The organism is Arenibacter latericius DSM 15913, from assembly GCF_000424985.1.
GTDB lineage: Bacteria > Bacteroidota > Bacteroidia > Flavobacteriales > Flavobacteriaceae > Arenibacter > Arenibacter latericius.
In genome coordinates, this window is record NZ_AUKX01000034.1 from 49,428 (window position 1) to 61,563 (window position 12,136).

9 protein-coding genes are annotated in these 12,136 nt (G+C 36.6%); 2 read left to right on the forward strand and 7 right to left on the reverse strand.

Annotated features, from left to right (window positions below; all coding sequences use genetic code 11):
• Positions 1–119: 119 nt before the first annotated feature.
• Entirely contained in the window at positions 120–2,372 is a 2,253-nt protein-coding gene (locus tag H344_RS0111295; protein ID WP_026810428.1) for a LamG domain-containing protein, read from the reverse strand.
• A 208-nt stretch (positions 2,373–2,580) separates the two neighbouring features.
• Positions 2,581–4,365, reverse strand: a complete 1,785-nt coding sequence (gene argS, locus H344_RS0111300) for an arginine--tRNA ligase (protein ID WP_026810429.1) — start codon at positions 4,363–4,365, stop codon at positions 2,581–2,583.
• 121 nt (positions 4,366–4,486) lie between these two features.
• Here argS and H344_RS0111305 point away from each other — a divergent pair, with 121 nt between their 5' ends.
• Positions 4,487–4,912 carry a hypothetical protein gene (locus H344_RS0111305; protein WP_026810430.1) on the forward strand — a complete coding sequence of 142 codons (426 nt, stop codon included), beginning with the start codon at positions 4,487–4,489 and terminating at the stop codon, positions 4,910–4,912.
• Positions 4,913–5,077: 165 nt separating this feature from the next.
• Entirely contained in the window at positions 5,078–6,538 is a 1,461-nt protein-coding gene (locus H344_RS0111310) for a BCCT family transporter (RefSeq protein WP_026810431.1), read from the forward strand.
• Between the two features lie 52 nt (positions 6,539–6,590).
• Here H344_RS0111310 and ctlX read toward each other — a convergent pair whose 3' ends face one another.
• From ctlX to tnpA, 5 genes are all read right to left on the reverse strand, one after another.
• Positions 6,591–7,520: a citrulline utilization hydrolase CtlX gene (gene ctlX / locus H344_RS0111315; protein WP_026810432.1), complete on the reverse strand. Its 930-nt coding sequence runs from the start codon at positions 7,518–7,520 to the stop codon at positions 6,591–6,593.
• A 241-nt stretch (positions 7,521–7,761) separates the two neighbouring features.
• On the reverse strand, positions 7,762–8,676 hold the full coding sequence (locus H344_RS0111320) for a dimethylarginine dimethylaminohydrolase family protein (protein WP_026810433.1): 915 nt from the start codon (positions 8,674–8,676) through the stop codon (positions 7,762–7,764).
• Positions 8,677–8,775: 99 nt separating this feature from the next.
• Positions 8,776–10,059, reverse strand: a complete 1,284-nt coding sequence (locus tag H344_RS0111325) for a citrate synthase (RefSeq protein ID WP_026810434.1) — start codon at positions 10,057–10,059, stop codon at positions 8,776–8,778.
• A gap of 122 nt (positions 10,060–10,181) precedes the next feature.
• A complete protein-coding gene (locus H344_RS0111330) occupies positions 10,182–11,723 on the reverse strand; it encodes a glycogen synthase (RefSeq protein WP_026810435.1) in 1,542 nt (513 codons plus the stop codon).
• Positions 11,724–11,846: 123 nt separating this feature from the next.
• Positions 11,847–12,136 (reverse strand): IS200/IS605 family transposase (tnpA, locus tag H344_RS20090; RefSeq protein WP_034256493.1); only part of this gene is annotated, 290 nt, incomplete at its 5' end.

Below are 12,136 nucleotides of genomic sequence, written 5' to 3' on the forward strand. Positions count from 1 at the left end.
CTATTTACTTGCTCAAAGAAACAGCACAGTGCGTAAAAATAGGGGTAATGTTTGGGGTAATATTCTTGAAATATGCAAAATACCTGTTAAAGTTATCCTCTAAATCAAGTTTAGTAATTTCAACTACCAATTATTTCCTCAAATTTTATGGGGTACTCTTCTCCATAAAGTTTATGGTATAGCTTGATGAATTTGTCATAGGAAGCATGAGCTGTACTTAGGTTTCCTTGCTTTATCAATATTTTTAATCTTAGTTGCAAGGCGGTTTCGTTAAGATCATCATAGATGTACATTACCGAAACAAGATCTTGAAGTAGAGAAAGATGCTCCTCGAGATTTAGGGTTGATGCTACTTTCTGACAGAGCTCCAATATATCATTACTCAGTTTTTCTACAAATGGATCTAACCAAGCGTCCTCTATATTTGCCAAAAATCGCTCTTCTTTAAGTATACCAAATAAGATAGGTAATCCTTTTTCCATCTGTTCTACCCCAATGTTTACTTTACCGAAGCGATCCAAGTACTGCAAAACCACTTGATACTCACAATAACAATCATCCGTAATTTCTAGAAACCACAGTTTATCTCTAAAAACCAACTGAATTGTATTAGATGCCGATAAAATAGATCTAAGATTTTGAATATTGGTACCTCTTGTGTTTTTTGCACCGCTAGGAGTCATGCCAGGCCAGAGAAATTCGGTTAGTTTTTTACTACTAATCCCTTTCTTATCCCCTACACTATGCAATAACATTACAAGGAACAGCTGTTTTAGTTTAGGGGAGAGCTTCTTAGATAGATCGGTTCCATCCGCAACAATTATTGAAAGCGAGCCAAAGCATAGAATTTTCTCTTGATAACTAGCCTCTTCTTGTTCTAAAATAGCGCTCTCCTCCTCTAAAGTCTTGGTAACCCCTATAGTAGCAAGGTCATTTGGTTCTCTTTCCCTTCTAAAATACAGGAACAATAAAAATCCTCCCACCGCCAATATTGTCGGGATAATAAAAATAGCCATCCCAAGTGATTCTTCTGGTGAGACATCTAAAAACTCATCTTGTATCTCATCAGAATTTAGCTCTCTATTCCAAATCTTGATATGATCTATATAGCCCACAAAAAATTCTTGCCATAAATTACTTCCAACCACCAAATTATAATCCGAAGTATCGTAGTCCTCTATTAATTGGATTTTATCCGTTTGCACCCCGTTAATAAAGAATGAAAGGTCCCCATTCAATTTAGAATGAACCAAAGCCACATGAGTCCATTGATTTATAGGAACAGGTGAAGATCGCGATATATAATCTTTAATATCGGCCATGGTAAACGTAAGAAAACCATCGTGTAATTTTAATACAAAGTTTTCACCCTTTCCTAAAATGCTATTGTTTTTACCAAGAACCGTGGGCTTTATCCAAGCCCCTATTGCAAAACTACTTTGCAAAGCCATTCTACTATCTAACCCCGCATCTACATAGGCTCCATCATTAAAATAGCCAACTTTTCCCCGGTTTCTATCCTCAAATAAATCGACCTTATTCACAATTAGCTCCCTATTATTTTTTCGGATGTTGTTTTTAATAGTTGGATTAAATGAAAAATAATCTGTGAGCCCGTATTCAGGATCTAAGGGAAAACCAACAAACTCCTTTAAGTTCCCCATATTATCACCTGTAGTACGAATTATATCAGGAGAAAAATAAAATCCAGCCTTATGAGGAATAAACACAGGTAATTCTCCTTTTGAAAGCATTGGAAAACTAAAGTTCCCATTTACCTTAAGATTTTTATGATTTTTAAATCCTACCTTACCTAGTAAGCGACTTTTAGATTTTACGGTTCCAAAAACTCGCTTTATCTGGTTAAGCTCTTGAACTATACTATCTGCAAACAAAAAGTTCTGTGGATCTACTTGAATAAAATTAGGCACTTTCCCTGTTGCCTTCCAGAATTTTACAAAAACACTATCCGGAACAAACTTCTTATCCTCTAGAGGTACTAAAGTTAACTCCCTTTCTGGTGTAATGTATAAGGAATCCTTTACTGAAGTAATTTTCTCCCTTAAGATGGTATCTATCACCTTCAAGGGAACAGTTTGGTTTGAATTTTCAAGAAGGATGCCCCCATTAAGTTCTCCTTCTCCTACAATTAATATAGGATTCTTTTTTGCCCCCAAGCTTTTAAGTATTGACAGGTATTCCTCCCTGTATTGCGTAATACTAATGGCTAATGGAGCTTCTCCATGGGTTAACGCAGATAAATTAGAAGTGTTTAGTTTATCGATGTCAACTAAAACATATGACTGCAATCTAATCTTCCATTTATCCTCTTCTGAAAGGTTGGGGAATTCTTGAGCCCATCCCTTTCCCATGAAGTGAAAGAATAATAGAAAGTAAGTGAATAAAAGTATTGATCTTTTAGACAAAATATACGCAATAACCTATTTTAAGTTCCTTAGATTATTCTCGCAATTTAGTAAGAATTAATAGAAAACCCACAAGATGAGCTATACGTTTCAGGAAGATGCTTTACTGTTAAAACACCTTCCTGCAACCTTAAAAATTAGTTTCTACCGGCACTTACATTCTTTCTGGAACCTGTATTCCTAAAAGCATAAATGCAGATTTAATGACCTCCCCAACTTTTTTCGCCAATTGAACTCGGAATATCCTTTTGCTTTCATCCGTTTCACCTAATATAGATACGTTTTGGTAAAAGGAATTAAACTCCTTCACCAGGTCATAGGTATAATTAGCAATTAATGCTGGACTAAAGTTATCTGCAGCTAACTGTATTGTCTCGGGAAATAGCTGAATCTGTTTTAAAAGTTCCTTTTCTTTTTCGTGCAACTCTGCTAAATCCGTAGCTATAGAGACATCATAATTTAGCTCCTCTGCTTTTCTTAGTATGGATTGTATTCTTGCATAGGTGTATTGAATAAATGGACCCGTATTCCCTTGAAAGTCTACCGATTCTTCTGGATTAAAGAGAATTCGTTTCTTGGGATCCACTTTAAGAATAAAGTACTTAAGCGCACCCATACCTATTATTCTGTAGAGTTCTTGCTTCTCCTCTTCAGAATAGTCCTCCAGTTTTCCAAGCTCTTCGGATATTTCGGCGGCAGTCTGAGCCATATCATCCATAAGCTCATCAGCATCTACAACAGTCCCCTCTCTACTTTTCATTTTACCGCTTGGCAAGTCTACCATCCCATAACTTAAATGGTATAGATTTTCTGCCCAATTAAAACCAAGTTTTTTAAGGATTAGGAAAAGCACTTTAAAATGATAATCCTGCTCATTACCTACGGTATATACCATTCCTCCAACATCTGGGTTATCTTTTACCCTTTGGATAGCAGTACCAATGTCTTGAGTCATATATACCGCAGTACCGTCTGATCTGAGAACGATTTTTTCATCTAACCCTTCATCAGTAAGATCAATCCATACACTTCCGTCGTCCTTTTTATAAAAAACGCCTCTTTTTAGGCCGTCTTCAACAAAATCTTTTCCCAGTAAATAGGTATTACTTTCATAATACAACTGATCAAAATCTACCCCGAGGTTTTTATAAGTTACATCGAACCCATCATAGACCCAAGAATTCATGGTTTCCCAAAGTGCTACAACCTCAGAATCACCTGCCTCCCATTTACGCAGCATTTCTTGTGCTTCTAAAAGTATTGGTGCTTCCTTCTCTGCCACTTTTGGTTCCACCCCTTGAGCTACAAGTGCAGCTATCTCCTCTTTATAGGCCTTATCAAAAGCTACATAGTAATTCCCTACCAACTTATCACCTTTCAACCCTGTACTTTTTGGAGTCTCTCCGTTTCCATATCGTTGCCAAGCGAGCATACTTTTACAAATATGGATTCCTCTATCATTAATAATTTGGGTCTTATACACCTTTTTACCTGAAGCTTTTATAATCTCAGCTACAGAATACCCCAATAAATTATTACGTACATGTCCCAAATGCAAGGGCTTATTGGTGTTCGGCGAAGAATACTCCACCATAACAGCCTCTTCCTGTTTTTGAGCTACTAGTCCATAATTTGAATCCTTCAATATTCCGTTAAAAAATTGAAGATAATAGGAATCACTAATCGTAATATTCAAAAAGCCTTTAACTACATTAAAATCCTCAACCTCATCCACTTGATCCTTTAAGAACTGACCAATTTGCTCGCCAATTTGCACTGGATTGCCTTTTAACACACGTAGCATTGGAAAAACAACTACGGTTATGTCTCCAGCAAACTCTTTTCTAGTAGGTTGAAACTCTACCGTAGGTAAAGTTACCTCATATATTGCAGTTACCGCTTCCTTTACCTTCTGGGATAAGACTTCTTGAATGTTCATCAAATATTGGTGTTTAAGGCTGCAAAATTAAGCATTTTTATTATTACAACGAGATGTTTAACCTAGACCTCCATTGAAGTAAGAAGATTTATTTAACTTTATAACAAATACCATAATTAAAATGCTGCTCAACGTATCATACAACAACAAGGAAGTCTTTAAAAAAATAGAAGAGGAAGTGGGAAAATCTTTTTCAATTAAAGAGCGATTTGCTCTAGATGGAATTGGATCTCCCAAATTGTTTATTTTAGATAGTAGCCCACATATTCAAAACCTTCTAATCTTAGATAACAACACCAACTCTTGCAATATAGAACTTCGTCCAAAAGGAATAATTATCCGCTTTAGATCCTTATTGGAGACCTTTGGGTTAATTATTCCATACCACAAACTATCACTTAACAAAACCGATTTGGGACTTTATACCATTTACAGAGATCAATATTATATTCAGGTAAGGGCAGATACCAAGGCTATTCAAAAATTTTTCACCAAAATGTTAGGTCACAGAGCAGATAACAGTCCAACCGCCATTGAGGATCTATAAGAAAGGCTACCACTAATTTCTTTTATCTCCGTAACTTAAGAAGCAAGAGGAAATTAATATGCACCACATATCAACAATGAAGAAAGATAATACCAATCAATTGTTTAACTAAAGACAGACATAATTAAAGCGATAGGTCCCATTTTTAAGCATCCGTTACTTTCAATTTCCCTCGGGATTTTGTCCTTTTTAACGCTAGTAGTTTTCATAGCCACAGAGGCCAGTTACAATACCATTGAAAACACTTCTATATGGGTTCGCAATTACTTTGGACCATTCTATCTTTATCTCGGTTTAGGCTGTGTCCTTTTATTATTGGGCATTGCGATTTCGCCCTTGGGGAAAATTAAATTAGGGAAGCCCTCAGAAAGACCAGAGCACAGCTTTTGGGCGTGGACGGCGATGCTTTACAGCGCGGGGATGGGAGCAGGTATTTTATTACGGGCGGTACAAGAACCCGTTTTTATGCAACAAAATCCACCCTATCCATCACAAGCCTCCCCAGATATCTTAGCTTTAGTGTACACCTTTTATCAATGGGGTTTTACAGCCTGGGCATTTTATGGTTTATTTGCGATGGTAATAGGTTATTTCCTCTTTGTTAAAAAACGAAAGGTTTTGGTAAGCGCAACAATTTCGGACGTAGTTACCAATAAACCATCTAAAACGGCCATAGATATTTTAACCGTAATTACTACCGTATTTGGTTTAGTTGCCGCAATAGGATTGGGCACCACCCAAATTAATGGAGGAATAAATTATATATTTTCCTCGCAAAACGGGGCATTAACTACGTTATTATTAACCACAATAATTTCCTCCTTGGCGTTCTACTCTGCTTGGAATGGAGTAAACAAGGGCATAAAGGTAATCTCAAAAGTAAATATTCTTATCACCATTGCTTTGCTACTATTTACATTCGCCAATAGCGACATGAGTGCTGTAGTCTTTAATTTTTATAATGCCACCGTGCAGTATGTAATCGAATTCATTCCGATGAGTTTGGCTGTTGGCGATTACAACCCTGGGGTTGTCTTTCTTACGGATTGGACCTATTATTATTGGGCTTTTTGGATTGCTTGGGCACCATTTACCGGAATTTTTATAGCACGAATATCAAAAGGACGATCCTTAAGACAATTATTACTAGGAGTTTTGATTGTCCCTAGCTTAGGTACTTTTTTCTGGTTTTCCGTGTTTGGAACATCGGCATTTCAGCTTATAGAGGGCTGGGGAAGCTACCAAGGGGAATTTAGTGGTGTATTTTCATCCCTATTTATTTTCTTCGCCAATTACCCTATGGCTTCCATTTTAAATTTAACCACCATCCTGCTTTTAATTGGGTTCTTAGTCACTTCCGTTGACTCTGCGGTCTATGTATTAAGTATGTTCTCGGATAAGGGTAAAAAGAACCCGAGTAAGACCCATCGGTTGCTATGGTCGGTAATTATATTCCTTACCTCCGTTGCACTTATACTCTTGGGAAATGCAAAACCAGAAATAAATGTATTAATTGCAGCTCAAAAGCTACTGATTATAACCTCACTTCCATTTGCTTTTTTTATGGTAATAATGACCGTAATTTTCTTAAAACAACTTATTAAAAAAAAGAAACTTCCTTCTTAAGGGGTAAAATCGCCTAAAAGAAGGAAGTTTAAATGATCCGTAGGATTTTAGATTATTCTTTTGGCAAGAACACTTCTGCCATCATACATCTTGCGCTACCTCCTCCACAGGTTTCAATAGTTTTTAAAGAACTGTGAATAATTCCGCAATGCTTTTCTATAGTAGCAATTTGCTCTGGCCTAAGGCTTTCATACGCAGCTGTACTCATCACCAAGAAACGTCTATCTCCCATCCCTAGCACCTGTAGCATATTTCCTGCAAATTGATGCATTTGAGCCTCTGAAATAGCAATTATTTCCTTCCCGTCTTGCCTTAGATGAGAAACCACATTTTTCTTTTCCTTTTTATCATCAATAGAATCTAAGCAAATAACAGCAAAGGTTTCTGCTAAACACATCATCACATTAGTGTGATAAATTGGCTTTCTTTGGCCACTCACAGACTGATAAGCAGTAAATATTACTGGCGTGTATTCAAAATCTTCGCAAAATTCTATTAAAAGATCTTCATTGGCGCGTTGAGAAAGAGCGCAATACGCTTTTTGGTTTACCCGATCTAATATTACACTTCCTGTAGCCTCCAAAAAAATTCCTTCTTCCTCTGCAGAGGTATAATCAATAATATTATGGATAACAAAACCTTTCTCTTCTAAAACCTCCAAAACATCTTCCCTTCGTTCCTTTCTTCTGTTTTCAGCAAACAAAGGATATAGTCCCACAGTGCCATCTTCATGAAAAGATATCCAATTGTTAGGGAATAGCGCATCAGGAGCATCCACCTCCTTATTATCGTTCATTACAATCACATTAACTCCCTTTTCTCTAAGTGCAAGAACAAAAGCGTCAAATTCTGACTGGGCTCTACTATTGATTTCTTGATTTTTTAAATCAATGTCTTCCTGAAAGTAATTATTGACAGATGTTTGCTCGTTCATCCGAAAGTTTTCGGGACGAATCATAAGAATGGTATTGGTAATCTGCATTATTTTTATTTTATAATAATTGAAATTTCACCCCCTATTAGATAAGGCAGAACAGACGTCGAGATCTACTTGATGTATTACACTTCTCTTCCACATACTAATAACGGCTTGTCAAATTTATACTTTTATTCCCTAATAAGAGTAGTACAAGTAACACTTAACATTAACTAAAACCGTCCCCTTTTTCCATGCCGCACTTATTTACTAACCCCATTTATTTACTAGAGTAAAGTCAGCCCTATTACTCTCTTACTAACGGCAAGGTACTACACCTTAACAAACCTTCTTGTTTAGCAATTTCTGCATAGGGTATCTCTTCTACAACAAAACCTCGTTCTCGCAACCAGTTGTTCAATCGGGTAAAATTACGCTCAGACACTACTACGGTAGGCGAAATAGAGAAAATATTACTCATCATATTATACATCTCTTCTTTAGTAATTTCAAAAACTTTATCCTTCCCAAAGTAATCTACCAACCACTGGTATTCCTCCTCTATTAGGAACCCGTTTTTATGTAAAATTGCCATATCCTTCCCTATAGGCTGAAAACAACAATCTAAATGAAGGGCATTTTCCCTAGGATCGGTATTAGATTTTCTAAGCTCAAACGATTTTACAATTTTATTTGGAAATTTCTCTCTAATAAAATCAACGGCAGCTTTGTTGGTCCTTGCGGTAATAAAGTTTGAATATTCGGGTCCGGAATAGGTACCTATAAATATATATTCTTTCCAGGGCATAACATCCCCACCTTCTATATGAACTTCATTAGGGGGATAAATGATCTGATCATCATCTATTTTTTCTAGCACATATTTTATAGCCTCGAACTCCTCTTCCCTATCTGGTAGTATATTTGCTTTTATCAGCTTATCCTCAATCACGAATGCAATATCTCTTGCAAATATCTGATTACAATCTTTTATGACTCTGGGTCTAAATACTTGCACCCCATATTTCTCTAAAACCGTAGCAAAGGCATTTAATTCTTGTACCATATCCGCTTCTTTAGGATAGGTACCAGCCAAAATGTGCTGTAATGACTTAGGATCGTATGCCTCCTCTGCTAAAGGAACGGGACCGCTACTTATTGCCGTTCCCAACACCACTGATTTTAGATCTGAAGTCTCATCTTTAACATTCAACTTAAGCATAGCTGATTTTTTTAAAATAAATATAGAACTATTTATTATTATAAATTAAACAGCCCCAAGTAAAACTACTAGGGGCTGTTAACATGGTACTATGAATTATTATCTTTTGTCTAGGGCTACAAACTCTCTAGACGGATGACCAATATACACTTGTCTTGGACGTCCAATAGGTTCATTCCTCAACCTCATTTCTCTCCACTGTGCTATCCAACCTGGCAAACGACCTAAAGCAAACATAACGGTAAACATTTCTGTTGGGATTCCCAAAGCCCTATAAATAATACCAGAATAAAAATCTACGTTAGGATATAACTTTCTATCTACGAAATACTCATCGTTCAAGGCTTCTTTCTCCAAGCCTTTAGCAATCTCTAAGATAGGATCTTCAACACCTAAATCTCCCAACACTTCATCAGCAGCTTTTTTGATAATTTTAGCTCTTGGATCAAAGTTTTTATATACTCTATGTCCAAAGCCCATTAATCTAAACGGATCTTCTTTATCCTTGGCTTTGTTCATATATTTTTTTGTATCACCACCGTCAGCTTCTATAGCTTCTAGCATTTCTAATACGGCCTGATTGGCCCCACCGTGCAATGGACCCCATAAAGCAGCAATCCCTGCTGATAACGATGCAAAAAGTCCGGCATGCGACGACCCTACCATACGAACAGTAGAAGTAGAACAGTTTTGCTCGTGATCTGCATGTAAGATTAATAATTTATCTAAGGCATCTATTACCACCTTGTTCTTTTCGTACTTATGGTTAGGCCTTTTAAACATCATTTTATGAATGTTCTCTACATAACCTAAGGTATCATCTCCATAATCTAACGGAAGTCCCTTTTTCTTTCTTAAAGTCCAAGATACCAATACTGGGAATTTTGCCAATATTCTAACGATAGCCCAATACATATCTTTTTCAGAAGTTACGTTTACAGAGCTAGGGTTAAAAGCAATAAGAGCAGAAGTTAAACTGGTAAGTACTCCCATGGGATGCGCCGACTTAGGAAATCCATCTAGGATTTTTTTCATCTCCTCATCTACGTGAGACTCCCCTTTAATATCATTATGAAACTTATCTAGTTCCTCTTGATTAGGCAACTCCCCAAAAATCAACAAATAGGCCACTTCTAAAAAATCTGCCTTTTCCGCTAGTTCTTCGATAGAATAACCTCGGTACCTTAGAATCCCTTTTTCTCCATCTAGAAACGTTATAGCACTTTCACAAGAACCCGTATTCTTATACCCAGGATCGATGGTTATCATTCCTGTTGCGGAGCGCATAGTTTTAATATCTATGGCTAATTCATTTTCAGTACCTTTTTTAACTGGAAATTCGTAACTCTTCCCAGCATATTCTAATCTTGCGTTATTTGACATTTCTTAGCTTCCTGTTTTTTTGATTAGTGGTAAAATTACTAAAAACAGCTAAGTTTAACAATGCTGGATTTCTTATTTTACAAATAATTAAGAAATCCTGCTTATCAAACTTATGTTTTTATTTATGGATTTATGGAATACAAATATTTATAATAATCATCTAAGGATTTCTCCCATGTAAATCTCTTTTTTTTAGCATTAGCGCCAATCTTATTCCATTTGGGTTTATCGTTCATATAAACATCCAGAGCTTGATCTGTTACCTCCAACATATTCTCTATTTTTTCATCATAGGTTTTACCATCAAAAGTAAATCCCGTTTTCATATGCTCTACCGTATCCTTAAGTCCACCCGTATTATGAACTAGACAAGGGTTCCCATTTCGCATGGATAACATTTGACTAATACCACAGGGTTCAAATAAACTTGGCATAAAATAAAGATCAGTTTCCAAATACATAGAATCTATGAGATCCTCAGACTGTCCATTAGTAAAAATGAAATTATCATGCTCGTAGCTTAAACTACGAAACAACTGCTCATATTCTGGAGCTCCTGTACCTAATAACATAAAAATTCCATCTACCTTTTTAAGTTTCTCTAAGATAGCAACAAAAGCCTCTGGTGATCTTTTAAAAAAATAAAATTTTTGTTCAGTTAACCGCGCCACACTAGATACTATAAATTTAGGCCTATTAGAAACATACCTCATTACTTTCTCTCCCGTATGGGCAAGAAAATCAGCTTTATACTTTTTATCCTCGTCCTGCAACCAACCAAAAAGAGCCTTTACTGTGTTTCGATAAATAAGCCCTTTTTCCGCTTCTCTAATATTTTTATAATTAGCTCCATTTAGAATACCATACAACCTTCCTTCGTTATTCGCCAGCTGTAGGTCGGACTCTAAGCCTTCCCCTCCTATAAACTCGGGTGGCCTACTAGGTTTAAGCACGTCTTCCTTATAGGACGGTGATACTGTATGTACGGCATCTGCAAGTCTAATCCCTACGGCCATTAGGTTTATACAATCCTGATAGCGGTGATCCCTCAACATTTCTACATCAATTGGGATATTTGGAAACCAATTAGACAAGGAGGAATAATTATCATAAAAAGGCCTTATTCCCTGAATAGCTAAATTGTGAATTGTATACACAAAACGCATTTTTTTCAGCTCCGTATAGTCAGGGTGATATGTTTTTAAAAACAATAAAAGACTGGAATGCCAGTCGTGTAAATGTATGATGTCTAGTTCTCCAAAGTAACCCGACTTTACGGCTTCTGCCACTGCGGTACAAAAGATTGTATATTTTATGTTATCTGTATAAAACGGCTCCTCTGGATCGTCATGATAGATATGTCCTATCTCCCCTGCTTTTATTTCAGGATGATGAATAACGTAATGATGTAAATTGTCTAGCTCTCTTTTAGGAGCAACCTTATAAAGTTCTGCTTCATATACAACACCCCTTAAGTTAAAAGACAAATTACCGATGAGCGTTCCATTCTGATGCAACCTGGAATAGGATGGCACTACGATATGCGCAGAGTCTCCCCGATCAGAGATTTGTCTTGGCACATCCCGGACCACATCCCCCATTCCTCCGGCCTTACATTGAGCGATCCCATCATTCTCAGCGGCTACAAATAGAAAATTGATCATAGGTTTTTTAATTGGTTAGTTAATATAGGATAATATAATTATTTATTTCTGATATCTATAGATTACCCCATTAAAATTAGTAAATAATCCCCGGGGCAAGCCCACGGGGCATTATTTTATTTTTCAAAACAATCTCATTTGACCATCCTTATGTAAGACTTCATATTCCTTTTCCTTTCCCTGATTCTTCACGTATGTCGCAATAGTCTTTTCATTTCCATGCCGACTGACTGAATTGATATAATATCCACTGCCCCAAAAAGAACCTCCCCATAATGCCCTTTTTACTCCTGGGTCATGAAAGAAAATCTCACGGGCAGTAAGGCTCTTTACCGTCCTTGCTATTTTGGTCGGACTATATGTTGGAACACTCTGAATCAAAAAATGAACATGATCCTTATCCGTACCTATCT

Excerpts from the sequence above, each read along its gene's own strand:
- argS (WP_026810429.1), bottom strand. The coding sequence starts at position 4,365 with ATGAACATTCAAGAAGTCTTATCCCAGAAGGTAAAGGAAGCGGTAACT.
- H344_RS0111325 (WP_026810434.1), bottom strand. The coding sequence starts at position 10,059 with ATGTCAAATAACGCAAGATTAGAATATGCTGGGAAGAGTTACGAATTT.
- H344_RS0111295 (WP_026810428.1), bottom strand. The coding sequence starts at position 2,372 with ATGGGAAAGGGATGGGCTCAAGAATTCCCCAACCTTTCAGAAGAGGAT.
- H344_RS0111320 (WP_026810433.1), bottom strand. The coding sequence starts at position 8,676 with ATGCTTAAGTTGAATGTTAAAGATGAGACTTCAGATCTAAAATCAGTG.
- H344_RS0111330 (WP_026810435.1), bottom strand. The coding sequence starts at position 11,723 with ATGATCAATTTTCTATTTGTAGCCGCTGAGAATGATGGGATCGCTCAA.
- H344_RS0111305 (WP_026810430.1), top strand. The coding sequence starts at position 4,487 with ATGCTGCTCAACGTATCATACAACAACAAGGAAGTCTTTAAAAAAATA.
- ctlX (WP_026810432.1), bottom strand. The coding sequence starts at position 7,520 with ATGCAGATTACCAATACCATTCTTATGATTCGTCCCGAAAACTTTCGG.